Consider the following 24,803-nt stretch of genomic DNA (forward strand, 5'->3'; position numbering starts at 1 on the left):
TGTCGGCTACGGGCAAAAGCCGTCGGGGACTCGGCGTTTATGGTTGTGCTTTTTTGATCCCGAGCATCGCCTTCAGCTTCAGCACCGCGCTGTCGGGCGTCGTCAACACCTCGCGGCCGGTGGCTTCAGCGACGCGTTCTGCCGCGGGCGCCATGCTGTACTGGGCGAGCGCGATCAGATCGCAGTCGCGCAAATCCTTCGCCGCTTCGATCACGATGCGGTCGTGCTCGGCGCGATCGCCGCGATCGAGTGCCGCCAGCGCGCCCTCGGCGAGTTTGGCCACCAGCGTCACGGACGACGGAAATTCCGGCGGCATCGACACCAGCGTCGGCGGGAAGGTCGAGAGCAGACCGATCCGTTTTCCCCGCGCAACCGCCTGCTCGATCATCGCCTCGTTCGGCTTCAGGACCGGCATCGGCGCGTGCTCGCGGGCGCCACCGCCTCGATGCAGGGCCCGAACGCCGAGCAGGTGAACAGAATGCCGTTGGCACCGGTGCTTGCGGCATAGCGGCCCATGGTGAGGAAGCGCTCGGTCATGCGCTCCGTGAGCTTGCCGTCGCGCGCGAGGTCGGCCGAGAGAGAATCGTCGAGCAAATTCATCAGCCGCGCCTCCGGCCAATGACGTGCGAACGAGGTCTCGATCGGCACGATCGAGTGCTTCAGGGCATGAATGAGCGTGATGCGCATGATCGCTGTTTCTTCTCTCTCTCCCCGCTGTTCGCGGGGAGAGGTTGGGTGAAAGGCTCTCCCCGCATCCGCCTTCGCCAAGGCTTCGGCGAGACAGGCGCAGGGGCCACGTGACTTCGCTTACTTGAACGGGATCGCGTACATCAGGCCGCCCTTGCTCCAGGTGGCGTTGAGGCCGCGCTCGAGCTTCAAGGGGCTTGCCTTGCCGACATTGCGCTCGAAGATCTCGCCGTAATTGCCGCCGGCCTTGATCGCCCCGACCAGCCATTTGTTGTCGAGGCCGAGCCGCGAGCCGAGATCGCCGGATGCGCCGAGCAGGCGCTGGATCGCCGGGACCTGCGACTTCGTCATCTCGTCGACATTGGCCTGCGTGACGCCGAGCTCTTCGGCTTCGACCAACCCGTAGTGCAGCCAGGTGATGATGTCGCTCCAGACCTCGTCGCCATTGCGGGTGAACGGGCCGAGCGGCTCCTTGCTGATGGTCTGCGGCAGCACGACATAGTCGTCGGCCTTCGGTGCTGCGGTCGCGACCGCGCCGGCGAGCGCCGAGGCGTCCTGGGTCATGGCATCGCAGCGGCCGCCGAAGAAGGTCTGGTACATGGTGTCGGGGCGATCGAACACCAAAGGCTTCCAGTCGATGCCGTTGGCGCGGCCGTAATCGCCCAGCGTCACCTCATGCGTGGTGCCCTGGGCGACGCAGACGGTCGCGCCCTTGAGATCCTTCAGCTCCTTCACGCCGAGGTCCTTCTTCACCACGAAACCCTGGCCGTCGTAGAAATTGACCGGGCCCTGGCGCAGGCCGAGCGTGGTGCCGCGCAGATAGGTCTGCGTCGAGTTGCGGTAGAGCACGTCGATCTCGCCGGACTGCAGCGCGGTGAAGCGGTTCTGGGCGGTCAGCGCGACGTAGCGCACCTTGGCGGGATCGCCGAGGATGCCGGCGGCGAGCGCGCGGCAATAGTCGACATCGAGGCCCTTGAAATTGCCCTGCGAGTCCGGCGCCGAGAAGCCGGCAAAGCCGGTCGAGACGCCGCACACCAGCGTGCCGCGCTGCTTGACGGTGTCGAGCGTCGCCGCGCTTGCGGTCGAGAGCCCTGCGACCAGCAGGCTCGCCCCGATCAATACCTTCCTCATTTTGTCCTCCTCCCTTCTTGTTTCAGCATCATCCTCTCCGGATCATGCTCCGTGACCAATGTCCTTCAACGCGCTGTCTACCGCAGCGCCGAGCCTTTCGACGATCATGTCGATGTCGCCGGAAGTTGCGATATAGGGCGGGGCGAGCAGCACGTGATCGCCGCGCTGGCCGTCGGCGGTGCCGCCCGACGGATAGCAGCCGAGCCCGCCGGCAAACGCCGCGGACTTGATCCGCTGATGCAGCTTCAGCTTCGGATCGAATGCCTGCCGCGTGCCGCGGTCGGCGACCAGCTCGATGCCCCAGAACAGGCCGCGGCCCCTGATGTCGCCGACATGGCGGTGATTGCCGAAGCGTTCAATCAGCCGCTGCTCGAGCTGGCGTCCGCGCTCCTTGACCTGGTCGAGCAGCTTCTCCTCAGCGATCGTTTTCTGCACCTCGAGCGCCGCGGCGCAGGCGAGCGGATGCCCGAGATACGTGTGGCCGTGCTGGAACGCGCCGGAGCCGTTGCGCACGGCGTCGACGATGGTGCCGCTGGCGAGCATCGCGCCGATCGGCTGATAGCCGCCGCCGAGACCTTTGGCGATCGCCTGGATGTCGGGCGAGATGCCTTCCTGCTCCCACGCATGCAGCGTGCCGGTGCGACCCATGCCGCACATCACCTCGTCGAGGATGAGCAGCGCGCCGTGACGATTGCAGATCTCGCGCACCGCCTTGAAGTAGCCCTCCGGCGCCGGCACGCAGCCGGCGGTGGCGCCGACCACGGGCTCGGCAATGAAGGCCGCGACCGTATCGGGGCCGAGCCGCTGAAATTCGGCGTCGAGCTCGGCGGCGAGCCGCGCCACGAATGCCGCCTCCGATTCATCGTCGCGCTTCTCGTGATAGGCGAAGGCCGGCGTGACGTGGCTGAACGATGGCGACAGCAGCGGCGCGTAGGGCTCGCGGCGCCAGGCATTGCCGCCGGCCGACAGCGCGCCGAGCGTGTTGCCGTGATAGCTCTGCCGGCGCGCGATGAAGCGCGCGCGCTTCGGCTCGCCGCGTTCGATGAAATATTGCCGCGCCAGCTTGATCGAGGCCTCGATCGCCTCCGACCCGCCGCTGACGAAATAGACGTAACCGAGGCCGCCGGGCTCGTGGCCGACCAGCCGCTCGGCGAGCTCTTCCGCGGGCTCCGACGAGAAGAAGCTGGTGTGAGCGTAAGCAAGCTTTGAGGCCTGCTTGGCGATCGCGGCCAGGATCCGCGGGTGCTGATGGCCGAGGCAGGACACGGCGGCGCCGCCGGAGGAATCCAGAATGCGGTGGCCATCCTCTCCGATCAACCAGACGCCTTCGCCGCCAATCGCCTTCGGCGGGGTCTCGCGCAGGCTGCGATGCATCACGCGGCTCTTGCTGGCGGCCATGACGGTCATCCTTTCTCGACAGTGTATTGCGACATCTTGGCAAGCCTGGCCTCGGTCTCCTCCAGCTTGCGTTTTGCCCCTGCGCCGCCCAGCGTGAAGGCGACGGCGGCCAGCGACTGCGCGACTGCGATCGCGCCGGTGAGGCTCGGGAAGAAGCCGGGCGAGGAGGCGGCCTCGAACAGCAGCAGATGATCGGCGCCCTCGGCCATCGGCGCTGCGATCGTGTCGGCAATCGCGATCAGCGTGGCGCGCGCCTGATGCGCCGCACGCGCCGTCTCGACGCTGACCAGGGTGTAGGGTGCAAAGCCGATCACGACCACGGCGTCGTCGGCGCGGAAGGCGCCATGGTCGAGATCGAACGGGCCGGAACCGCCGACCAGCTGCACCGCGTCGGGGCGGAACAAGCGGAGCTGATAGGTCAGCAGTTCCGCAACGCTGCGGCAGCTGCGAAAGCCCGTGATCCAGATCCGGTTCGCCGTGTGCAGCGCACGCGCGGCATCTGCAATCGCGTTGGCGGAAATCCGCGCGAGCCCCGCCGCTTCAGCCTCGAGCTTGTCATGCACCAGTTTGACATCGGCATTCGGCCCGGCGCGGCGGCTCCTGGCGCGGCCGGAGAAGGGGGAACCCTGCGCGGGCCTGCGCGCTTCGGTCAGTGCGGCGCGCAACTCGTCCCAGCCGGAATAGCCGAGCGCTTTTGCCAGACGCGTAAACGAGGCAGGATCGGCGCCGGCGACGGAGGCAAGCTCGCGCATCGAGCGGGTGGTGGCGTCGTAATCATTGGCAGCGACGAACCGGCCGACCTCCTGCAACCGCATCGGCAGCGACGGCAGCGCGCTGCACAATTCGTTGAGGGGCGATGGTTTCGGCTGGGCCTGGGCCATGAAACATATGTTGCATGAATCTTAATTTGGTGCAACATATGAAGTGCGCAGTCTGGAGCTTCCCGTTCCGATGCAATCCTCACAAGGATCCTTGTGCTGTGACGACATCGACGCCGAAACGCCCTCCCGCCCGACCCTGGCGGCTTTCGCTCAGCGATCCCCGCGTCGCCGGCCTGTTCTGGCAGGTCCTGGTGGTCGGCATCGCGGTCGCCATCGTCGCCTTCCTGTGGTCGAACGCGCTGCATAATCTCTCGGTGCGGCGGATCTCGACCGGCTTTGCCTTCCTCGGTCGCGAGGCCGGCATGCCGATCGCCGACTCGTGGATCGACTACACGCCAAGGGACACCTATCTGCGCGCCTTCATCGTCGGCATCGTCAACACGCTGCGCGTCGCCGTGATCGGCATCGTGCTGGCGACCGTGATCGGCACACTGGTCGGCATCGCGCGGCTGTCGTCGAACTGGTTGCTGGCGCGGCTCGCCGCGGTCTATGTCGAGGTGTTGCGCGACCTGCCGCTGCTTTTGCAGCTGCTGTTCTGGTACGTGCTGATGCAGGGGCTGCCGGCGGCGCGCCAGGCGTGGAAGCCGGTCGAGGGCGTCTATCTCTCCAATCGCGGCCTGATCCTGCCGTCGGTCCCGCTCAGCGCGTCCAATTGGTGGACCATCCTCGCACTGGTGGCTGGCCTGGTCGCCTTCCGCTTCGTCCGGCGCCGCCTGATCGCGCAGCAGATGGTCGATGGCCGGGCGCGGCCGGCCTGGCCGTACGCGCTCAGCCTCGTCGTCGCACTGCCTGCGCTGGTGTCATGGCTTCTGGGTGCGAGCTGGAGCATTGCGCTGCCGGAACTGCGCGGTTTCAACTTCGTCGGTGGGCTGACTCTGGCGCCGGAATATTTCGCGCTCCTGATCGCGCTCGTCACCTACACCTCGGCCTTCATCGCCGAGATCGTGCGCAGCGGCATCCAGGCGGTGCCCCGCGGCCAGTCGGAGGCCGCCAAGGCGCTCGGGCTGAAGCGCGGCTTCGTGTTGCAGCACATCGTGCTGCCGCAGGCGCTGCGCGTCATCATCCCGCCGATGACCAGCCAGTATCTGAACCTGACCAAGAATTCCTCGCTCGCGGTCGCGGTCGGCTACCAGGACATCGTCTCGATCGCGAACACCACGCTGAACCAGACCGGGCAGGCGATCGAGTCGATCGCGCTGATCATGATGGTGTTCCTCACCATCAGCCTCGGCATCAGCCTGTTCATGAACTGGTACAATGCGCGGATCGCGCTGGTGGAGCGCTGACATGAGCTCGGTGGCACACCTTCCGCAGGATCCGCTCCCGATCGGCCCGCGCCCCGCACCGCGGGCGCTCGGCGGCCATTTCACGGCGTGGCTGCGTGCCAACCTGTTCGCCTCGATCCCGTCCAGCATCATGACCCTGCTGCTGCTGTTCCTGCTCGGCAAGGCGTGCTTCGCGTTCTGGCAATGGGGGATCGCGAATGCGGTCTGGATCGTCTCCGGCAACGACAGCAGCGCCTGCCGCGCGCTGCGCGGCATCGGCGCCTGCTGGGCAGTTGTCCCCGAGAAGTACCGCTTCATCCTGTTCGGCACCTATCCGTTCGACGAGCAGTGGCGGCCGGCGCTCGTGGTCCTGATCTTCATCGCGCTGTTCGCGGTCTCGAGCCGCCGCAGCTTCTGGCGCAAGGAGCTGTTCCTGTTGTGGGCCGCGGCCCTGATCGTGATCGGGTGCCTGATGTGGGGCGGCTTCCTCGGCCTGTCCTTTGTCACGCAGGATCGCTGGGGCGGGTTGCCGGTGACGCTGATCCTCGCGACCTTCGGATTGGCGTTCGGCTTCCCGCTCGGCATTCTGGTCGCGCTCGGCCGTCGCTCGAAGCTGCCGGCGATCCGTTCGCTCTGCGTGCTCTATGTCGAATTGATCCGCGGCGTACCGCTGATCAGCCTGTTGTTCATGGCGAGCGTGATGTTCCCGCTGTTCATGCCCGACGGCGTCAACATCGACAAACTGCTGCGCGCGCAGATCGCTTTCATCTTCTATGCCGGCGCCTACCTTGCGGAAGTCGTGCGCGGCGGCTTGCAGGCGGTGCCGCGCGGACAGTATGAAGCGGCCGATGCGCTCGGCCTGTCCTATTGGGAGAAGCACGCGCTGATCGTGCTGCCGCAGGCGATCCGCCACGTCATCCCGCCGCTGGTCAACACCTTCATCGCGTTCTTCAAGGACACCAGCCTGGTCCTGATCATTGGCATCTTCGATCTCTTGACCACGGCCAAGACCGCGATCGTCGATCCGGCCTGGCAGTCCTTCAGTGTCGAGGTCTACGTCTTCGTCGGCGTCATCTACTTCATGTTCTGCTTTGCGATGTCGCGCTACAGCCGCAGTCTCGAGGCACAGCGCGGGCACGGCTGAGGCCGTGACCACGTTCGAGAGAGAAGCCTCGGCCTCTATGCGTTTATCTGGGTCGCATCGTTCGCATAGGACGCCTTTTGGAGCCTGCCGGGATGGATCGATCCGCTTTGCGCAGAACCTGATATGCCCCATTTGGACAAGCTTGCGAAAGCGGAAAACATCTCCGTGAGTGCGTGAACCCCGGCAGCGGCAACTTGCACTCATGTGATGCGATCACGCTGCATGTGAGGAGGCTGATGCCATGGCACCCCCGAAACGCTCGCCTCATCCTATCGAACGACCACCAAAGGGCATGCCCGTCCCACGCAATTGGGGATTAATGCAAGGCGGCATTCCCTACCGGCCGCACGGCCCTGTCCGACCGGGAGATACCCGGCCTCAGGAAGACTGGTACACCGTCGCTGAGAAGTTCGGTGTCGGAGTCAAGGAACTGATCTATTTCAACTTCATGACCGACGACCCCGATGTGGTGAACTGGTACCTCAGCCGCTATGTGGGATGTGTCAAGGTTAGCCCCAGCGGCAACAACTGGATGTTCAGCAATTCGGCCAATCCCGGAATCATCTACATCCCACCCGTCGATCATGATCCGATCGATTTCGAGGCCGAGGATATCTGCGTCTGGACTCCAAACGATGCGAAGACGTTTCTGATGCGCCTCCTTGCGCTTGCGCAGGGCATGAAGGGCTACAAGGGGCAGCGCATCAAGAAGCTAGTGCAAGTGATCCTGAACGCTGGATATCCGGCGTGCCTGGACCTCTGGTACTACAACGATATGGTCATATCGGTGTATGTCGACATCAAGGAAGGCAACGCCAAGCGCCGCGAGATGATCAAGGCGACGCGCGGCGCGTTTCCGTTCAGTGGAGAGTCGGGTGTCTACGGGCAGCAGGGCAGCGAAGAGCGCCATCGCGGCATGTGGCAAATCCATCCGGTCAGAAGCCTGTTCACCGACTCTTGTCGCGCTTTCAATGCTCAGGCCATGAAGGACCGCTTGGAAAGCATCGACGAGGAAATGTACAGGGGCTGGCACGAGCTCGATATGGTATCCGCCAAGTCAAGCCAGGGCGGCGGCAGTGCCTTCGGAGAAATGGTCTGGGACTTTATCAACCATGTGAGACTGTTGTCGGAAGACGAGACGCACCTGTACTGGGCGTTTTCACAATAGCGGCCCATCGCTCGCCTGCCGCAACCATGCCGGCGCCTATCTCACCGAAGTCGTGCGCGGCGGATTGCAGGCGGTGTCGCGCGTACTCGGGCTGTCCTGCCGGGAGAAGCACGCGCTGATTCGACACGCCCAGAGTTTGCAGGGCGATCGCACAAGACATCAGAGCGTTGGCGTGCTGTTCCGTATCCGTCATGGCCGGCATAGCCGTCCGAACGACGACGTCGCTTCCGTATATCCCGGCCATCCGCGTCTTTTCCCGATGCGGTCGCCAAGACGCGGATGCTCGGGCCGAGCTTGGGCATGACAAGGAGAGGGGAAGCCGAGCAAGGCCCCTTGCCAAGCCGTTTCAGACCTATTTATGATTATAAAATGGATAAATCGGTTTTAGCGTCCCTCGACCCCTCTCGGCGCGCCTCGATCAAGCGCAAGCGCTCGGACGCCGTCGCCGACCTGATCCGCAGCCATATCTTCCAGGCCGGGTTGCAGCCCAACGACCGGCTGCCGCAGGAGGGTGAGCTGATCGCAATGTTCGGCTGCAGCCGCTCGACCATCCGCGAGGCGCTCAAGTCACTGGAAGTGCAGGGGCTGGTGCAGAACACCACTGGGCCCGGCGGCGGCGCGCGGGTGGCGCCGGTGTCGATCAACCGGATCGTCGGGCTGCTCAGCAACTACTTCTATTTCCAGTCGGTCTCGATCGCGCAGATCTACCAGATCCGCCGGTTGATCGAGCCGGAGCTCGCCTTCAGCGTGATCGGCCACCTCACGCCGGAGCATTTCGCGGCGCTCGGCAAGGCGATCGCGGTCCAGGAGCACCATCCCGGCGGCACCGCGGATTGGGAGCATCACCGCCACGCGGAGATCGATTTCCACGACATCCTGATCGAGGCCTGTCCCAATCGGCTGCTCGGCCTGGTCGCCCGCTTCGTCAACGAGGCGATCCGTCATCTGATCAGCGAGCAGGGCGTGCAGCGGTTTGCGTCTGAATTCACCTGCGAGAACATCGAGTTTCACAAGCGTCTGATGAGCGCGTTCCGCTCCGGCAATGCCGCGCGGGCCCGGCGCGTGATGCTCGATCATGTGCTCAGCGCCGAAGCGGTGGTCGTTCCCCCAGAGGACCGCGTGGATCAGCCCGTCTTTAGCGAGCCGTTGCGGCTCGACTGAACCAAGCAGCAAAAACAAGTGGAGGAAATAACGTGACGAATGCACCGATCTGGCAATGGTCGGCCGTGGATACGGCAAAGGCGATCAGGAATAGCGAAGTGACGTCGGAGCAGGTGGTTCGCGCCCATCTCGACCGCATGCATGACGCCAACCCGGCGCTCAACGCCGTGGTCGTCGACCTCGGCGACGCCGCGATGAAGGCCGCCAAGGCCGCGGACGAGGCGCTGGCTCAAAGCAAGCGCGGAGGCGGCGCTGTCGGGCCGCTGCACGGCGTGCCGGTCACGATCAAGATCAACATCGACGTCGAGGGCCAGGCCAATTCGAACGGCGTCGTCGCGTTCAAGGACAATATCGCGCCGGGCGACTCGCCGGTGACGGCCAATCTCAAGAAGGCCGGCGCCGTCATCATCGGCCTGACCAACACGCCGGAATTCTCGCTGCGCGGCTTCACCGACAACCCGCTGCACGGCCTGACGCGCAATCCCTGGAACGCCGACGTGACCTGCGGCGGCTCCTCGGGCGGCGCCGGCGCGTCGGTCGCAGCCGGCATCGGCACCATCGCGCATGGCAACGACATCGGCGGCTCGCTGCGCTGGCCGGCGCATTGCAACGGCATTGCCACCATCAAGCCGACCCAGGGCCGCATTCCCGCGTTCAATCCCAGCGCCACCGCGGAGCGGCCGCTGATGGCGCAGTTCATGTCGTCGCAGGGACCCTTGGCGCGCCACGTCGCAGACGTCCGTCTCGGCCTCGAGGTGATGGCGCAGCGCGACCCGCGCGATCCCTGGTATGTGCCGGCGCCGCTGACGGGGCCGAAGCCCGTGGCGCCGGTCAAGGTCGCGCTGGCAAAGATCCCGGAGGACATGGCGACCGATCGCGGCGTGATCGCGCTTCAGCGCAAGGCGGCCGATCATCTGGCCGATGCCGGCTACGCGGTCAGCGAGGTCGAGGTCCCCGACCTCAACAAGGTCTGGCAGCTCTGGTGCGACCTGATCATGACCGAGACCCGCGTGCTGCTGCAGGACCAAATGCTGGCGAACTCCAGCGCCGACTTCCGGAAGACGTTCCACGGCTTCATCGCGCTCGCCAATCAGCTCGACCAGGCCGGCTACATGAAGGCGATCGCCGAGCGCTCGCGCCACATCAGGAACTGGATGAGCTTCCTTGAGCAGCACCCACTGGTGCTGATGCCGACCACCGTGCGCAGGACGCCGGAGGTCAATGCCGATCTCGGCGGCAATCAGCGCGTCAAGGATCTGTTCTGGAATGACCTGCGCTTCATTTCGTCGATGAACGTGCTGGGACTGCCGGCGGCGGTGGTGCCGGTCGGGCTGCATGAAGGCTTGCCGGTCGGTGTCCAGATCGTCGGCTCGCGGTATCGCGAGGACCTGTGTCTCGACGCCGCCGAGGCGATCGAGCGCAAGGCCGGCGTTTTGACACGGCAATTGTGGGAGCGAGGCTGAGGCGACCTCGACGCCACTGCGCATTATCCAATCGTATGATCCTGGGAACGCCGCGACGAAATTGTCGCGGCGTTTGCATGAGCGGCGCCGCGATCGTGCCGGTGCCTCGGTCATGTTCCTTCTCCCGGAATTTCTGAAGGGAATCGCAGAGCGCCATGCTGGCGAACGGGGTTGTCGGTGATCTCCAATTCCTTCAGGAGATCGTCCGAACCATCCGAACTCTGGGAACGAAATGTCCATCACGAAACGCTCGCATGTCCTGATCGCAATTGCCGCCGTGTGTCTTTCATTCACTGCCGGTGCTGTCCGAGCGGAGGATGGCGTCCTGCGCGTCGGCATCATCACCGACATGAGCGGGCAATATTCGGACGGCAACGGCCCGGGATCGGTGATCGCGGCCCAAATGGCCGCGGAGGAAATCGGGGGCACGGTCGCGGGACGCAAGATCGAGATCGTTTCGGCCGATCACCAGAACAAGCCTGACGTGGCGACCGGCATCGTCCGCAACTGGATCGACAACAAGGGTGTCGACGTGGTCGCCGAAGGCGTCAATTCCGCGGTGGCGCTCGCGATCCAGACCGTGACGCGCGAACGCAAGAAGCTGTTCCTGATCTCGGGCTCCGGTTCGTCCGATCTCACCGGCAAGCAATGCTCGCCGACCAGCGTGCAGTGGACCTATGACACCTACGCCTCCTCGAACGCGACGGCGAAGGCCGTGGTTGCGCGCGGCGGCACGCCCTGGTTCTTCCTCACCGCGGATTATGCGTTCGGCCAGGCGCTGGAGCGCGACGCGAGCAAGGCCGTGACATCGGCCGGCGGCAAGGTGCTGGGCGCGGTCCGCCATCCGTTCGACACCGCCGATTTCTCGTCCTTCCTGCTGCAGGCCCAGTCCTCCGGCGCCAAGATCCTGGCGCTCGCCAATGCCGGCTCCGACTTCCGCAACGCGGTGTCGCAGGCCGACGAGTTCAACATCCGCGCCAGCATGCAGGTGGTCGCGCTGCAGGTGACGCTCACCGACGTGCCTGCACTGGGCCTCGCGCATGCGCACGATCTGCTGTTCACCGATTCCTTTTATTGGGATCGCACGCCCGAGACCCGCGTCTTCGCCCAGGAGTTCTTCAAGCGGCATGGCGCGATGCCGACGGCCTACCAGGCCGGCGTCAACTCGGCGCTGCGGCACTACTTCAAGGCGGTCGCCGCGACCAATTCGGTGGACTCGGAGACCGTGATCGCGCAGATGCGCAAGACCCCGGTCAATGATTTCTTTGCCCAAAACGGCGTCGTGCGCGAGGACGGCCGGATGGTGCATGACATGTACCTGATGCGCATCAAGAAGCCGGAAGAGTCCAAGAGCAAATGGGACGTCTACGAATATCTCGCGACGGTCCCTGGCGACCAGGCCTTCCGTCCGCTCGATGAAGGCGGCTGCCCCTACGTCGGCAAAGCGCACTAGCGCGCGAGGCGCGATGTTTCGGAACGTGTGAGGTGAGCACACCTCTCAGGCTCCCTCTCCCCTTGCGGGAGAGGGTGGGGAGAGGGGTGACCCGGGCGAGATGATTGGCGTGAAGTTCGCGCGAGCAAACTCGGCTATGTGCGGTGCGTGCTCGCCTGGCTGGAGAGGGCACGCCGTGTGGGCCCCTCTCCCTAACCTCTCCCGCAAGGGGAGAGGGAGCCCTTCCGCCGGTGGCTCCCTCACGCGCGCGTGCCACTGAGTTGCCCGACGGCGCAAGCCCCCGCGACAAAAATATTTCGCTTTATCCGAAGTATGGTTCAATGCTATAAATCCGAAGTCTCGCCCGATCGAGGGGCGCTTCGCGGTCGTCACGAACGCGGGTCGAGATGCGGTGGACGCCGATTGCGCAGCTGACGAGTGCGCATGAAGCGGACGGCGAAGTCGTGCAGGCCTGACGCCCTAGTGGCAGGTGTCCTCTCGCAGAACGCTTAGGCGTTCTTGCGAAGGCGGTGACAACAAAGCCCAGTCTCGCCGGGGAGAGCACGTATAAGCCGTAGCCCATCGTGCAGGGAAAGCCGGATTGCTCCGGTTACACCTGTGGTCCTACCCCCGAGCTTTCTACCCATTGCTCGGGGCCCATGGGTGCGATCGGCACCCGGCTTTCCCTGCGCCCTCTGTGAAGTGAGAGGGCGGAACCAAGAGCAAAGCTCGGGCAATTCATGCCGCGAGAACGCGGATATGTGACTCACAGACAGCGCAACAAACACGCTGTCGTCCCGGCGAAGGCCGGGACCCATAACCCCAAATGCAAATTGTTACGCAATGTTGGAATGACGAGTCCCGCCTGCAACACCCGCCGCGGCGTATGGGTCCCTGCTTTCGCCAGGACGACGGCTGTGATGAAATCGAGTCGTTCGAGTGTATCCTGCATCGCGGAACGACGTCGTCGTGACCGCATCTATCAAGAGGCGCCATGACCAGCACCATCGAGGCTTCCGACGGCGGCTACCGCTTCATGCCCGGCGTCAGCCAATATTCCTGTGGCGTCGGCGCGCTACCCGGCTTTGCCATCGAGCGCGTCAGGTTCCTTGAGCCTGTGCCGCTGAAAGCCGGCTTCGAGCGAATTGCAAAGATCCTCGAGGCCGTCGGGCGCCCGCTGACGGCATTCGCCGCCTGCGAACTGCGCTCGCCTGCGCCGTTCACCGAGGACGGATTCAGGGCCTTCAACGAGATCTATATCGAGACGCTGATCGCCTGGGGCGTGATGCGCGACGGCGTCAATCCGGTGGCGCGCAGCAATGTCTGTCCGAAGCTCGATCCGCCCGGAGAGCCCAGCTTCCACGCCTTCTGCTACACGTTGCCGGCCGCAAAGGACGCGCCTCGCAGCTTCGTCGTGGCCGGCAGCGGTGAGTCGGTCGAGGGTAAGGCCAACTACCGCGATCACACGGTTGCGCCCGGCGATACCAGCCCCGCCGGTATCCTGGCGAAGGCGAAGTTTGTGCTCGGTGAAATGGAACGCCGGATGAGCGCGTTCGACAGCTCCTGGCAGGACACCACCGCGGTGCAGCTCTATACCGTGCACGATGCCTATCCGGTGCTCGAAAGCGCGCTCGGCCGCCGCGGCGTGCTTCGCAACGGCTTGACCTGGCATTTCGACCGGCCGCCGGTGGTCGGGCTCGATTTCGAGATGGATTGCCGGCGCGTGCATCGCGAGCGTGTGGTGTGATGTATCGGTCGCGTCACGCATCAAAAGCGCGTGTGGGTGCATGTGGAAGCGTGTGCCCTTTCTTGACACGGATCGCGTCAACCGTTTCCCTTCGCCATCGAATTCAGTGGCTGGGTGAACGCGGGTGCAGAACGAATCTGTGATCAGGCGGCGGGATCTGCTGGCACTGATCGGGACCATCGCCGGCAGTTCGGCGATGTATCACGCGATGACGAGCCTCGGCTTCGCGTCCGAGTCCGCCTACAACGGGCCGCTCAAGCTCGCGGGCGACGTGAAGGGCACTTCTGTGCTGATCCTCGGCGCGGGGCTTGCCGGCATGACGGCGGCGCTGGAGCTGCGCAAGGCCGGCTACAAGGTTCAGATCCTCGAATTCAACAGCCGCGCCGGCGGCCGCAACTGGTCGATCCGCGGCGGCGACAGCTTTACGGAGCTCGGTGGCTTCAAGCAGACCTGCGAGTTCGAGCAGGGGCTCTATCTCAATCCCGGCCCGTGGCGGATTCCCTATCATCACCGCGCGCTGCTCGATTACTGCCGCCGGCTCAATGTGACGCTGGAACCCTTCATTCAGCTCAACCACAATGCCTATCTGCACGCGACGCGTGCATTCGAGGGCAAGCCGCAGCGCTTTCGCAGCATCAAGGCGGACTTCCAGGGCCAGGTATCGGAGCTGCTCGCGAAGGTCACCCAGCAGGGCAAGCTCGACGAGACCGTCAGCAAGGAGGATCAGGAGATCCTGTTGCAGGCGTTGCGCGATTGGGGCGCGCTGGATCGCGACTACAAGTACAATGCCAACCTCCGCTCAGCCGATGTCCGCGGCTATGCGCGCGATCCCGGCGGCGGCCTGATGCCCGATCCGCTGCCGAGCGACCCGATCTCGCTGCAAGAGCTCTTGCGGTCGCGAATGTGGCGCTACGTCCAGAGCTTTGCGCATTACGATTTCCAGACCACCATGTTCCAGCCGGTCGGCGGCATGGACATGATCGGCAAGGCGTTCGTGCGCGAAGTCGGCGATCTCATCCGCTACAATTCCAAGGTGACGCAGATCCAGCAGAGCAGCTCCGGCGTCACCGTGAGCTATGTCGATACGGCCAATTCGTCCGCGGTGCAGCAGGCGACCGCCGACTGGTGCATCTGCACCATCCCGCTGCCGATCCTGAGCCAGCTCCCGCTCGATGTCGGTGCGCCGATGAAGAGTGCGATCGATTCCTTGCCCTATGCCGCCTCGGTGAAGGTCGGACTGCAATTCAGGCGGCGGTTCTGGGAGGAGGATGAGGCGATCTATGGCGGCATCAGCTACACCGACCTGCCGATCCGGAATATCGGCTATCCGAACTATGGCTTCAACCGCGGTGGCCGTGGCGTCCTGCTCGGCGCCTATTTGTATGAGGGCGCCAATTCCTTCGAGTTCACGGCGATGACGCCGGCCGAGCGGGTCGCCAGCGCGGTCGAGTTCGGCTCCAAGATCCATCCGCAATACAAGAGCGAATTCGAGAATGGCGTCGCGGTAGCGTGGCATCGCGTGCCGTTCACGCTCGGCTGCGCCGGCGAATGGACCGAGGCCGGACGGGCGCAGCATTACCGCAATCTCTGCCAGATCGACGGCCGGATCGCGCTGGCGGGCGAGCACGCCTCGCAACTGCCGGCCTGGCAGGAGGGCGCAATCCTGTCCGCGCTCGATGCCATTACCCGATTGCACGAACGCGTGGTGAAGACGTGATGATGCGGACCGGAACATCTGTCGCCGCCGCGCTGGCGTTGCTGTCGGCGACCGCAGCCCTCGGGCAGGACAGCCCGGCGGGCAAGCGCACCTTCTCGTCGGGCTATCGTTTCGTGGAGATGACCGGCGAAGAACTGTTCGGCAATGTCTGCCAGGGCTGCCACATGGGGGATGCAACAGGCGCGAGCGGCGCCGGCACTTATCCATCGCTCGCCGGCAACAAGAATCTGGAGGCCGGCACCTATCCGATCTTCCTCGTCATCAATGGCCGCCGCGGCATGCCGGCTTTCGGCGACATGATGACCGATGGTCAGATCGCCGCCGTTGTGAATTATTTGCGGACGCACTTCGGCAACAACTATCAGGACGCGGTGACGACCAAGGATGTCCAGGACGCCCGCCGCTAGCAATATTTGGAGAGTTTGATGAGGTTCATCGGTATCGCATTGGGCGCCGCGCTGTCAGCGGTTGCGACCGCTGCCTGTGCGGATGTGGTCAGGCATCCGATTCCCAATTCCACATTCCCGATCGCACAGGCCGTGACGGTGACCGGCAACGCGACGACGGTCTATGTCAGCGGCCAGGTGCCGCCCGTCGCCAACAAGGATGTCGATCCGTCGAGCCCGCAGGCCTATGGCGACACCAAGACCCAGACCGTCGGCGTGCTCAACCGCATCAAGGCCATTCTGGAAGGCCAGGGGCTCGGCATGGGCGACGTCGTCAAGATGCAGGTGTTCCTGGTCCACACCACGTCCGCGCCGATGGACTTCAAGGCTTTCATGGAGGGCTACACCCAGTTCTTCGGCGGCAGCCAGCCGCACCTGCCGGCGCGCTCGGTGGTCGGCGTCGCGGCCCTCGCCAATCCGGGCTTCCTGGTCGAGATCGAGGTGATCGCGGTCAAGGACGCGAAATAAGGACTCCTGGTAGCGTGTGCGAAACTGCGGAGCATGCGCGCGGAAATTGAAGGGCTCGCCGTCTTGCCAAAGCGCGTGTCGCCTGTCTGAATTCATCTCCAATCAGGTGGTGGAGTTCTGGGAGAGCACGATGTCGCACAAGGCCCGAAACATGGTTCGATCGCTGCAGCTCGCGGCAGCGCTCGCTCCAGCGCTGCTCGCAACCGGCGCGGCGGCGCAGGGGCTGACCGAGCAGCAGCAATTTGCCCGCGGCATCTACCAGGAACTGGTCGAGATCAACACGACCACCGCGACCGGCGATACGCAGAAGGCGGCCGAGGCGATGGGCGCGCGGCTGCGTGCGGCCGGCTTCCCCGAGGCCGACGTGCACGTGTTCTCGCCGGCGCCGCACAAGGGCAATCTGGTGGCGCGGCTGCACGGCTCCGGCGCGCGCAAGCCGATCCTCCTGGTCGCCCATATCGACGTCGTCCCCGCCCTCCGGGAGGACTGGACGGTCGATCCATTCAAGCTCAGCGAGCAGGACGGCTATTTCTACGGTCGCGGTAGCAGCGACGACAAATACATGGCGTCCGCCTTCATCACCAATCTGATCCGCTACAAGAAGGAAGGCTACAAGCCCGATCGCGACATCATCGTCGCCCTCGAGACCGACGAGGAGATCCTCGATGCCAACGGTCTCGGCATGCAGTGGCTGATCAAGAACCACCGCGACTTGATCGACGCCGAGTTCGCGCTCAACGAAGGCGGCGGCGTCGGCCTGAAGAACGGCAAGGCGATCCGCAACAGCGTACAGACCAGCGAGAAGGTCTCGGTCGGCTACCAGCTCACGGTGAAGGATCGCGGCGGCCACTCATCGCTGCCGCGCAAGGACAACGCGATCTACCGGCTCGCCGAAGGTCTGGTCCGGCTGTCCAACTACAGCTTCCCGATGAATCTCAACGAGACCACGCGGATCTATTTCGCGAAGACCGCCGAGACCGAGAGCAAGGAGAATGCCGACGATATCAGGGCGATCCTGGCGCCGCAGCCCGACCCGTCGGCCCTGGCGCGGCTGTCGGACAAGCCCGGCTACAACGCGCAGCTCCGTACCACCTGCGTCGCGACTATGCTGGAGGGCGGCCACGCCATCAACGCGTTGCCGCAGCTGGCAACCGCCAAGGTGAACTGCCGGATCCTGCCCGGCGAGCCGGTCGACGGCGTGCAGGCCGCGATCGAGCGCGTGCTGGCCGACAAGCAGATCGAGGTGACCCCGACCGGCAAGGCGGTGCTGAGCCCGCCGTCGCCGCTGAACGAAGAGATCATGGGGTCGATCGAGAAGCTGTCGAAGGAGTTCTGGCCGGATGCCGCGATCATTCCAGTGATGAGCACCGGCGCGACCGACGGCAGCTATCTGCGCAATACCGGAATTCCAACCTACGGCCATTCCGGGCTGGCCGCCGATGTCGATGACAACAGGAATCATGGCAAGGACGAGCGCGTGCTCGTCAAATCGTTCTACGAAGGCGAGGAGTACCTCTATCGCCTGGTCAAGCAACTCGCCGGCGGGAAATGATGGCAGACGGGAAGACAAAGCTGCGGGTGGCGGTCGCCGGTCTCGGCGCGATCGGCGCCGATGTCGTCAAGGCGCTCGACGAGGGCATCGAGGGCCTGACGCTGGTTGCGGTGTCGGCGAACAGCCCGGACAAGCATCGCGGCTGGGTCGCGGAGCTCAGCTCTGCGCCGAAGCTGGTGCCGATCGAAGAGCTTGCCGAGATCGCCGACATCGTGGTCGAGTGCGCGCCGAGCAAGGTGGTCCGCGCGATCGTGGCGCCGGTGGTCGAGCGCGGCAAGACCGCGGTGGTGCTCAGCGTCGGCGCGCTGTTGCAGAACGAGGACCTCGTCGAACTCGCGAGAGCCCATGGCGGCCAGATCATCGTGCCGACCGGCGCGCTGATCGGGCTCGATGCGGTGACCGCGGCGGCGATCGGGACCATTCATTCGGTAAAGCTCGTGACGCGGAAGCCGGTCGCGGGCCTGCTTGGCGCGCCGCATCTGGTCGAGAACAACATCCGGATTGAAGGCATCACCGAGCCGCTGCGCATCTTCGAAGGGGCCGCGCGCGAGGCCGCGAAGGGCTTTCCGGCTAACCTGAACGTCGCGGTGGCGCTGTCGCTCGCCGGCATCGGCCCCGATCGCACAAGGGTCGAGATCTGGGCGGACCCGACCGTGACGCGCAACACCCACCGCATCGAGGTCGATTCCGACTCCGCGCGGTTCTCGATGATGATCGAGAACATCCCCTCGGAGAACCCGAAGACCGGCCGCATCACCGCACTGTCGGTGATCGCCTCGCCTGCCTGCGCAAGCTGCGTGCATCCTTGCGGATCGGCACATGATGAAGATCGAGCCCAACGATCTGCTGCTGATCATCGACGTGCAGAACGATTTCTGCCCCGGTGGCGCGCTGGCGGTGACGGATGGCGACGCCGTCGTGCCGGTGGTCAACCAGCTCGCCGCGCGCTTCGATCATGTCGTGTTGACCCAGGACTGGCATCCGGCAGGCCACAGCTCGTTTGCGACCTCGCATCCGGGCGCGGCCCCGTTCTCCTCGATCACCATGCCCTATGGGCCGCAGACGCTGTGGCCGGATCATTGCATCCAGGGCACCGCCGGCGCGGCGTTTCATCCTCGGCTTGCGACCGACCGCGCCGAGCTCGTGATCCGCAAGGGGTTCCGACCCGCGATCGATTCCTACTCGGCGTTCTTCGAGAACGACAGGACGACCCCGACCGGGCTCGCCGGCTATCTGCGCGAGCGCGGCCTCAGGCGCGTCGTGATGGCCGGGCTCGCGACGGATTTTTGCGTGCAGTATTCGGCGCTCGATGCGCGGCGGCTCGGTTTCGAGACCACGGTCGTGCTGTCGGGCTGCCGTGCCATCGATCTCGGCGGTTCGCTTGCATCAGCCGCCGCGGCGATGCGCGGCGCCGGCGTCGCGCTGGTCGAGGAGATCGCCTGAGCGGGCCGAGCTGGGGCAAAAACCATTGTTTTGACTGATCTTTTGTTCTAATCCCCAGCCGTTGATGATCACGCGCAACGGAGATTCCGTGTCGAGACAGGTTTTGCGGATAGGGACGCGCAAGAGCGCGATGGCGCTCGCGCAGACGGACGAAGTCGCGCGGCTGCTGCGCGCCTCGGCGGGCGACCTTGCCGTCGAAATCGTCAAGTTCGAGACTCGAGGCGACCAGGACCAGGCCAGCAAGCTGTTGCGGCACGGCGGCAAGGGCGGCGCCTTCGTCGCCGAGATCCGCGAGGCCATGCGCGCAGGCACGCTGCAGGCCGCGATGCATTCGCTGAAGGACGTGCCGGGCAATGAGGAGACGCCGGGTCTCGTCATCGCGGCGATGCTGGCGCGCGATGCCGCCAATGACAGCCTCGTGCTGCGGCCCGGCCTGTCGCTGGAGACGATCCGCACCGCACGCGGCAAGGGCTACATGGTCGGCACCAACGCGGTGCGCCGTGCCGCCTATCTGCGCCGGCTGTTTCCGGAAGCGACCGTGATCCATTATCGCGGCGCCGCCGACACGCGGGTGGCAAAGCTCGATCGCGGCGACAAGCAGCGGTTGCCCGACGGCGGCGAGGTGGGGCCCGCGGATGCGCTTGTCATGGCGCGCTCCGGCCTCGAGCGGATCGGCATGACCGCGCGCATCGCGCATGATTTCTCCGTCAACGAGATGCTGCCGGCGGTCGGCCAGGGCATCGTCGCGGTCGAATGCGTCGAGACCGACTGGGCGACGCGGGCGCGGCTTGCCAAGATCGACAACGCGCCGTCGCGGCTTGCCGCCGAGGCCGAGCGCGAGGTGCTGTGGGTGCTCAACGGCCATTGCAATTCGCCGATCGCCGGCCACGCCACGCTCGCGGGAGCCGAGATGACGCTGCGCGCCTCGGTGCTCGACGAGGCCGGAGCCGGCTTCATCGAGGTGGTGCGGAGCGGGCCCGCCGATCGGCCGCGTGAGCTCGGCCGCGCCGTCGGGATGGAACTGCTCGCGAAGGGCGCCGCCGAGATCATCGCCCGCACAAGGGTCGACGCGTAGCGGCCGCCGTTACGCGCGCAACGGCCAGCTTCCGATGATCTGGAAGCGTGACGAGCTATCCATCTGCTTGAACAACGCGATGCGGTCGATCGTGAGCCTCGTGAGGTCGATCGCCGCGAACCGCTCGCGCAGCTGTGCCACGATCGGGCCGCGCCGTTCGTCACTCAGCCGTCCCGTCAGCGTCATGTGGAAGCGGAATTCTTCCATGACGTAGGGATAGCCCCAGCGATCGAGATAGTCGCGTTGCCGCGCGGTGAGCCGCTCGGGCTTGCGCCGGGCGCGATCCGTCGCCGTCAGCGGCGCGCGGAACGCATCGAACTCGGTGACGCAGTCGGCGGCGAGCTGTTGCAGATCATCCGAGGGGCTGGCCGGGATCACCGCAATGAAGCCGCTGATCGCATCGACCACCGGTTCGATCACCGGAATGCGCCGGGCGCGGCCGGCGAAGGCGGCGCAGGCGTTGAGCAGCTCGGTCTCGTTCCTGCCGTCGGCGAGCGCGGTTGGTGCCTTCAACGTGGCGTGGAAGCCGTATTTGCGCGGGTCTTCCGTTACCTCGCGCCAGTCGGGCAGCACGCCATCGGGGAACGGCAGGTCATCGCCCGACACCGCATCATAGCCGAGCAGCGTCGAACCAAAACGATGAAGGGCGCTGTCGGGGGACGGCGCATAATAGATTGCGTAGCGCGGAGTGGTGGCCATAGGACTGGGCTACGCTGCCGCAACGGTCTTGCGCGGCGCCAGCGAGTGAACGAGGCAGCTCGCGTCCGCCAGATGCACCAGCCGTCCGGCCGAGATCACGGCGACGATGCGCGGCCGCAGCGGCACCTTGTCGTCGACGACGATGATGTCGGCACGGTGGCCCGCGGCGAGCACGCCGCGATCGGTGAGGCCCGCGGCGCGCGCCGGCGCCGACGAGATCAGGTCCCAAGCCTTGGCAAGCGGGAGGGTCCCGTCGGCGACCAGACGGAACGCGGCGAGCAGCTGCGCCGGATAGTAGTAGTCCGACGCCAGCACCGAGCAAAGGCCCTGTGCGATCATGTCTGATGCCTTGGTCCAGCCGGTGTGGCTGCCGCCGCGCACCACGTTGGGCGCGCCGAACACGATGAAGTCGCCCGCGACCGCGGCATCGCGCGCGGTCTCCACATTGACGGGGAATTCCGCGATCGCGGCGCCCAGCGCGCGAAACTCCTGACGCATCTCCGGGCTGTTGTCGTCATGCGAGAGCATGCGGATGTTTGCCGCGCGAGCAGCGGCGGCCAGCCGCGCGATCGAGGCCGGCACCTCCGGGCGGCGCGCCACGATCCGGTCGAGCATGTCGTTGACGGCGTCGATCGAGAGCCCGGTGCGTTCAGCAAGCTGGTTGCGCTTCTTCGGCTTGACGTTGCTGTGGTCGTTGAAGGCGAACAGGTCGATGCGGCCCTCGGTGAGCCATTGAATGATCTCGGCCTCGGCCTCGAGATTGTGGGTCTCGTGGCGCAGATGGAACCGCGTGTCGGCGGCAAGTTGCGGCCGCAGCGCCTCGATCGCATCGAGCAGCTTGCGTGCATTCTCCGCGCTGCGCAGCCCCGGCTCCCACGACCAGGTCGTGCCGTGGAACACGGTGGTGATGCCGTTGGCGATCGCCTGCCGGTCGCTGTCAACAAGCGCGACGTCGGTCGGGAAGTCGACGCTCGGGCGCGGCATCATCTGCCGCTCGAACGCATCGCCGTGCAGATCGATGATGCCGGGCAGCACCAGCAGGCCGCCGGCATCGATGTGGAGCGCGGTGCGACCCTGCTCGGCGTCGATCGCGCCGATGTCGCGGCCCGAGGTCCGCAGCGAGGTCTCGACGAACGCGCCGTCAACCAGCGCGCGGCCACCTTCGATGAAGATATCAGTCACGACGCGGCGCTCCGTTGTTTGTTCTTTGATTGGGATACGTCCTCGGCCTCGTACTTGTCGAGAAACTCTTCGACCGCGAGCCTGCGAAAGTCGGGGAGAGCGCGGCGGAGCGTCTCATGGTCCCAGTCCCACCACGCGAGCGCGGCGAGGCGATCCGCTGTTGTCTCGGAGAAGCGCCGCTTCACCGGACGCGCCGGATTGCCGGCAACGATGGTGTAGGCCGGTACATCCTTGGTCACGATCGCTCCGGCCGCGACGACCGCGCCGGTTCCTATGTTCCGTCCCGGCAAAAGAATCGCGCCATGACCGATCCAGACGTCATGGCCGATATGCACGTGATGCGCACGTCGCCAGTTGAAGAAGTCGGTGTCGTCGCTCTCTCCGGGAAAATATGCGCTGGCGCGGTAGGTGAAATGCGCCTGAGTCGCGCGATGCATCGGGTGGTTGCCGGGATTGATGCGGGTCATCGCCGCGATCGAGCAGAACTTGCCGATCGAGGTGTAGGTGATCTGGCTGTCGTTCACGACGTAGGAATAGTCGTCCATGCTGACTTCAAGCAGGATCGTGCGCGCGCCGACCTCGGTATATTTGCCGAGTTTGCTCTCGCGAACCGACGCAGTCGGGTCGACGGTCGGCACAACCGAGAGTGTTTTTCCGGCCATCAGGGCCTCCGCAAATGTCGAAGAATCTTGGGCTTCCGGGGGGATGCGCGCTCGTCTTCAGGATGCTTGATGACAACATCATGACGTTGCGATGACGGCAAGGGAGAGGGTGTGGACGATCGCCGCACCGCAGCGCGGTCGTCACATAACTGTAAAACGCCGGGGATAGCGATGGCGCAACGCGACGCGGTTGGAGCAATACATGCTGGTGGTAGAAGGTTTGACGTGCCGTTTCGGCACAAAAGCCGCAGTCGATAACGCGTCTTTTTCGATCGCACCGGGCAGCTTCGTCGGCGTCATCGGCCGCTCCGGTGCCGGCAAGTCGACGCTGCTGCGGATGATCAACCGCCTCGCCGATCCGACCTCCGGCCGTATCCTGTTCGAAGGCACTGATGTGACCGCGCTGCGCGGCAAGGCGCTGCGGCAGTGGCGGGCGCGTTCGGCGATGATCTTTCAGCAGTTCAATCTGGTCGGCCGCCTCGACGTGCTGACCAACGTGCTGATGGGCCGGCTGGCCCAGATCCCGTCCTGGCGCTCGCTGGCGCAGGTCTGGCCGGAGCAGGACAGGGCGCTCGCGCTGTCGGCGCTCGAGCAGTTCGACATCGCCCAGCTCGCCGCACAGCGCGCCGATCAGCTCTCCGGCGGCCAGCAGCAGCGCGTCGCGATCGCCCGCGCGCTGGTGCAGGAGCCCGACATCATTCTCGCCGACGAGCCGATTGCCTCGCTCGACCCGCGCAACACCAAGATCGTGATGGATGCGCTGCTGCGCATCAACAAGCATTTCGGCATCACGGTGCTCTGCAACCTGCACTCGCTCGACCTGGCGCGGACCTATTGCGATCGCCTGGTCGGCATGGCGGCGGGTCGCGTGGTGTTCGATGGCGCCCCCGCGGCGCTCACCGACCATATCGCCCGAGAGCTCTATGACCTCGAGGCCAATGACGTCATCGGCGCGGCACCGTTGCCTGCGCCCGACGGCGCAACTGCTCCGGCGCTCGGCTCGGCTGCCGCGGCCTGAGCGTCGCGCATTTCTCAATCCGGAAAGCCGGGCATTTGGCCCGGCCAACAGGTGTAACTACAACAAGGGGGTAGTCATGATCACTCGTCGCATCATTCTGGCCGGCGCTGCCGCGCTGGCATTCGCTGGTTCAGCGTCCGCGCAGGACTGGAAGGCAAAATATCCGGAACTCACCTTCGCGGTGGTGCCGGCCGAGAACGCCTCTGGCGTCACCGAACGCTGGACGCCGTTCGTCGCGTATCTGTCGAAGGAGCTCGGCGTGAAGGTCACGCTGCGCATCGCCAACGACTACGCGGCCGTCATCGAAGGTCAGCGCGCCGGTAACATTCAGATCGCAAGCTACGGCTCGGCCTCGTTCGCCCGCGCCCGCCTGACCGGCGTCAAGACCGACGCGTTCGCCAACGACATGAATGCCGACGGTTCGACCGGCTACTACTCGGTGTTCTTCGTCAAGGCCTCGAGCCCGTACAAGAAGGTGGATGATCTGAAGGGCAAGAACCTCGGCCTGGTCGATCCGAATTCGACCTCGGGCAACAACGTGCCGCGCTTCGAGCTCGACAAGATGGGCATCCACGATGCCGAGGGCTATTTCGGCAAGGTGGTGTTCACCGGCAGCCACGAGAACGCCGTGCTGGCGCTCGCGCAGGGCACGGTCGACATGGCGGCCAACCAGTGGACCAACGAAGACGACTCGACGCTTGCGCAGATGCTGACCAAGGGCATGCTGAAGAACGCCGACGGCTCGGCGATGAAGAAGGAAGACTTCCGCATCATCAACAAGTCGGCGCCGATCATCAACGGCCCCTACGCCTACAATGCCGACCTTCCGGAAGACCTGAAGGCGGCGATCGCCAAGGCTTTCTTCGACGCGCCGACCAAGGACAAGGCCGCCTTCGACCGCCTCTCCGACGGCCAGAAGAAGGGCTTCCATCCCGCCACCACCAAGGACTGGGACAGCACGATCGAGCTGATCAAGTTCGTCGACAGGCTGCGCAAGAAGGCGAGCTGATCTCACGACGGAGACACGCGGGGCCGGGTTCCATGACCCGGCTCCTTTCCGTTTA

21 protein-coding genes and 2 pseudogenes are annotated in these 24,803 nt (G+C 65.1%); 16 read left to right on the forward strand and 7 right to left on the reverse strand.

What is annotated here, in order from left to right; genetic code table 11:
• Positions 1-37: 37 nt before the first annotated feature.
• The 4 genes and pseudogenes from ACVILL_RS24105 to ACVILL_RS24120 form a co-directional block, all read right to left on the reverse strand.
• Positions 38-687, reverse strand: a pseudogene (locus ACVILL_RS24105) (aspartate/glutamate racemase family protein).
• A 120-nt stretch (positions 688-807) separates the two neighbouring features.
• Positions 808-1,818: an amino acid ABC transporter substrate-binding protein gene (locus tag ACVILL_RS24110; RefSeq protein ID WP_456731308.1), complete on the reverse strand. Its 1,011-nt coding sequence runs from the start codon at positions 1,816-1,818 to the stop codon at positions 808-810.
• 42 nt (positions 1,819-1,860) lie between these two features.
• Positions 1,861-3,216 (reverse strand): aspartate aminotransferase family protein, encoded by a 1,356-nt coding sequence (locus ACVILL_RS24115; RefSeq protein ID WP_456731309.1) that lies wholly within the window; start codon positions 3,214-3,216, stop codon positions 1,861-1,863.
• Between the two features lie 5 nt (positions 3,217-3,221).
• Positions 3,222-4,097: a MurR/RpiR family transcriptional regulator gene (locus ACVILL_RS24120; RefSeq protein ID WP_456731310.1), complete on the reverse strand. Its 876-nt coding sequence runs from the start codon at positions 4,095-4,097 to the stop codon at positions 3,222-3,224.
• 98 nt (positions 4,098-4,195) lie between these two features.
• On the opposite strand from ACVILL_RS24120, the gene ACVILL_RS24125 reads away from it, so the two are divergent.
• The 14 genes and pseudogenes from ACVILL_RS24125 (at position 4,196) to hemC (ending at position 20,178) form a co-directional block, all read left to right on the forward strand.
• A complete protein-coding gene (locus ACVILL_RS24125) occupies positions 4,196-5,383 on the forward strand; it encodes an amino acid ABC transporter permease (RefSeq protein WP_456731311.1) in 1,188 nt (395 codons plus the stop codon).
• Position 5,384: 1 nt separating this feature from the next.
• Positions 5,385-6,506, forward strand: coding sequence for an ABC transporter permease subunit (locus ACVILL_RS24130; RefSeq protein WP_456731312.1), 1,122 nt, complete (start codon positions 5,385-5,387; stop codon positions 6,504-6,506).
• 241 nt (positions 6,507-6,747) lie between these two features.
• Entirely contained in the window at positions 6,748-7,674 is a 927-nt protein-coding gene (locus ACVILL_RS24135) for a hypothetical protein (protein ID WP_456731313.1), read from the forward strand.
• A gap of 369 nt (positions 7,675-8,043) precedes the next feature.
• Entirely contained in the window at positions 8,044-8,835 is a 792-nt protein-coding gene (locus ACVILL_RS24140; RefSeq protein WP_456731314.1) for a FadR/GntR family transcriptional regulator, read from the forward strand.
• Entirely contained in the window at positions 8,832-10,298 is a 1,467-nt protein-coding gene (locus tag ACVILL_RS24145) for an amidase family protein (RefSeq protein ID WP_456734350.1), read from the forward strand. The genes ACVILL_RS24140 and ACVILL_RS24145 overlap by 4 nt, the downstream gene beginning before the upstream one ends.
• Positions 10,299-10,530: 232 nt before the next feature.
• Entirely contained in the window at positions 10,531-11,751 is a 1,221-nt protein-coding gene (locus ACVILL_RS24150) for an ABC transporter substrate-binding protein (RefSeq protein WP_456731315.1), read from the forward strand.
• A gap of 973 nt (positions 11,752-12,724) precedes the next feature.
• The gene (gene cnbZ, locus ACVILL_RS24155) at positions 12,725-13,477 is read left to right on the forward strand and encodes a 2-amino-5-chloromuconate deaminase CnbZ (protein ID WP_456731316.1); all 753 of its coding nucleotides are present in this window, start codon (positions 12,725-12,727) and stop codon (positions 13,475-13,477) included.
• Positions 13,478-13,601: 124 nt separating this feature from the next.
• On the forward strand, positions 13,602-15,194 hold the full coding sequence (locus tag ACVILL_RS24160; RefSeq protein ID WP_456731317.1) for an FAD-dependent oxidoreductase: 1,593 nt from the start codon (positions 13,602-13,604) through the stop codon (positions 15,192-15,194).
• Positions 15,194-15,601, forward strand: a complete 408-nt coding sequence (locus tag ACVILL_RS24165; protein WP_456731318.1) for a c-type cytochrome — start codon at positions 15,194-15,196, stop codon at positions 15,599-15,601. Before ACVILL_RS24160 ends, ACVILL_RS24165 begins: the two co-directional genes overlap by 1 nt.
• A gap of 18 nt (positions 15,602-15,619) precedes the next feature.
• Positions 15,620-16,108, forward strand: a complete 489-nt coding sequence (locus tag ACVILL_RS24170; RefSeq protein ID WP_456731319.1) for a RidA family protein — start codon at positions 15,620-15,622, stop codon at positions 16,106-16,108.
• Positions 16,109-16,238: 130 nt separating this feature from the next.
• Positions 16,239-17,660: a M20/M25/M40 family metallo-hydrolase gene (locus tag ACVILL_RS24175; protein WP_456731320.1), complete on the forward strand. Its 1,422-nt coding sequence runs from the start codon at positions 16,239-16,241 to the stop codon at positions 17,658-17,660.
• Positions 17,660-18,483 (forward strand): annotated as a pseudogene (locus tag ACVILL_RS24180) (aspartate dehydrogenase). The gene ACVILL_RS24175 and the pseudogene ACVILL_RS24180 overlap by 1 nt, the downstream one beginning before the upstream one ends.
• Positions 18,483-19,103 (forward strand): bifunctional nicotinamidase/pyrazinamidase, encoded by a 621-nt coding sequence (gene pncA / locus ACVILL_RS24185; RefSeq protein ID WP_456734351.1) that lies wholly within the window; start codon positions 18,483-18,485, stop codon positions 19,101-19,103. Before ACVILL_RS24180 ends, pncA begins: the two are co-directional and overlap by 1 nt.
• Positions 19,104-19,167: 64 nt before the next feature.
• Positions 19,168-20,178, forward strand: a complete 1,011-nt coding sequence (gene hemC, locus ACVILL_RS24190; RefSeq protein ID WP_456731321.1) for a hydroxymethylbilane synthase — start codon at positions 19,168-19,170, stop codon at positions 20,176-20,178.
• 9 nt (positions 20,179-20,187) lie between these two features.
• On the opposite strand, the gene ACVILL_RS24195 is transcribed toward hemC, so the two are convergent.
• From ACVILL_RS24195 to ACVILL_RS24205, 3 genes are read right to left on the reverse strand one after another with little or no spacing between them, the layout of a single operon-like run.
• Complete coding sequence (locus ACVILL_RS24195; RefSeq protein WP_456731322.1) at positions 20,188-20,877, reverse strand: DUF1045 domain-containing protein; 690 nt, start codon at positions 20,875-20,877, stop codon at positions 20,188-20,190.
• 9 nt (positions 20,878-20,886) lie between these two features.
• Positions 20,887-22,059, reverse strand: coding sequence for an alpha-D-ribose 1-methylphosphonate 5-triphosphate diphosphatase (locus ACVILL_RS24200; RefSeq protein WP_456731323.1), 1,173 nt, complete (start codon positions 22,057-22,059; stop codon positions 20,887-20,889).
• Positions 22,056-22,721: a transferase hexapeptide repeat family protein gene (locus ACVILL_RS24205; RefSeq protein WP_456731324.1), complete on the reverse strand. Its 666-nt coding sequence runs from the start codon at positions 22,719-22,721 to the stop codon at positions 22,056-22,058. The genes ACVILL_RS24200 and ACVILL_RS24205 overlap by 4 nt, the downstream gene beginning before the upstream one ends.
• Positions 22,722-22,923: 202 nt before the next feature.
• Between ACVILL_RS24205 and phnC the strand changes: the two genes are divergently transcribed.
• Both phnC and phnD read left to right on the forward strand, forming a co-directional pair.
• Positions 22,924-23,739, forward strand: coding sequence for a phosphonate ABC transporter ATP-binding protein (phnC, locus tag ACVILL_RS24210; RefSeq protein WP_456731325.1), 816 nt, complete (start codon positions 22,924-22,926; stop codon positions 23,737-23,739).
• 76 nt (positions 23,740-23,815) lie between these two features.
• Positions 23,816-24,748: a phosphonate ABC transporter substrate-binding protein gene (gene phnD / locus ACVILL_RS24215; protein ID WP_456731326.1), complete on the forward strand. Its 933-nt coding sequence runs from the start codon at positions 23,816-23,818 to the stop codon at positions 24,746-24,748.
• Positions 24,749-24,803 lie beyond the last annotated feature (55 nt).

It is taken from the genome of Bradyrhizobium sp. USDA 3364 (genome assembly GCF_054056355.1).

What these genes read in the sequence shown, in the direction of transcription:
- ACVILL_RS24120 (WP_456731310.1), bottom strand. Translation starts at nt 4,097, where the DNA reads ATGGCCCAGGCCCAGCCGAAACCATCGCCCCTCAACGAATTGTGCAGC.
- hemC (WP_456731321.1), top strand. Translation starts at nt 19,168, where the DNA reads ATGATCACGCGCAACGGAGATTCCGTGTCGAGACAGGTTTTGCGGATA.
- cnbZ (WP_456731316.1), top strand. Translation starts at nt 12,725, where the DNA reads ATGACCAGCACCATCGAGGCTTCCGACGGCGGCTACCGCTTCATGCCC.
- ACVILL_RS24110 (WP_456731308.1), bottom strand. Translation starts at nt 1,818, where the DNA reads ATGAGGAAGGTATTGATCGGGGCGAGCCTGCTGGTCGCAGGGCTCTCG.
- ACVILL_RS24170 (WP_456731319.1), top strand. Translation starts at nt 15,620, where the DNA reads ATGAGGTTCATCGGTATCGCATTGGGCGCCGCGCTGTCAGCGGTTGCG.
- ACVILL_RS24195 (WP_456731322.1), bottom strand. Translation starts at nt 20,877, where the DNA reads ATGGCCACCACTCCGCGCTACGCAATCTATTATGCGCCGTCCCCCGAC.
- phnD (WP_456731326.1), top strand. Translation starts at nt 23,816, where the DNA reads ATGATCACTCGTCGCATCATTCTGGCCGGCGCTGCCGCGCTGGCATTC.
- ACVILL_RS24135 (WP_456731313.1), top strand. Translation starts at nt 6,748, where the DNA reads ATGGCACCCCCGAAACGCTCGCCTCATCCTATCGAACGACCACCAAAG.
- ACVILL_RS24150 (WP_456731315.1), top strand. Translation starts at nt 10,531, where the DNA reads ATGTCCATCACGAAACGCTCGCATGTCCTGATCGCAATTGCCGCCGTG.
- ACVILL_RS24165 (WP_456731318.1), top strand. Translation starts at nt 15,194, where the DNA reads ATGATGCGGACCGGAACATCTGTCGCCGCCGCGCTGGCGTTGCTGTCG.
- pncA (WP_456734351.1), top strand. Translation starts at nt 18,483, where the DNA reads ATGAAGATCGAGCCCAACGATCTGCTGCTGATCATCGACGTGCAGAAC.
- phnC (WP_456731325.1), top strand. Translation starts at nt 22,924, where the DNA reads ATGCTGGTGGTAGAAGGTTTGACGTGCCGTTTCGGCACAAAAGCCGCA.
- ACVILL_RS24130 (WP_456731312.1), top strand. Translation starts at nt 5,385, where the DNA reads ATGAGCTCGGTGGCACACCTTCCGCAGGATCCGCTCCCGATCGGCCCG.
- ACVILL_RS24115 (WP_456731309.1), bottom strand. Translation starts at nt 3,216, where the DNA reads ATGGCCGCCAGCAAGAGCCGCGTGATGCATCGCAGCCTGCGCGAGACC.
- ACVILL_RS24140 (WP_456731314.1), top strand. Translation starts at nt 8,044, where the DNA reads ATGGATAAATCGGTTTTAGCGTCCCTCGACCCCTCTCGGCGCGCCTCG.
- ACVILL_RS24205 (WP_456731324.1), bottom strand. Translation starts at nt 22,721, where the DNA reads ATGGCCGGAAAAACACTCTCGGTTGTGCCGACCGTCGACCCGACTGCG.
- ACVILL_RS24175 (WP_456731320.1), top strand. Translation starts at nt 16,239, where the DNA reads ATGTCGCACAAGGCCCGAAACATGGTTCGATCGCTGCAGCTCGCGGCA.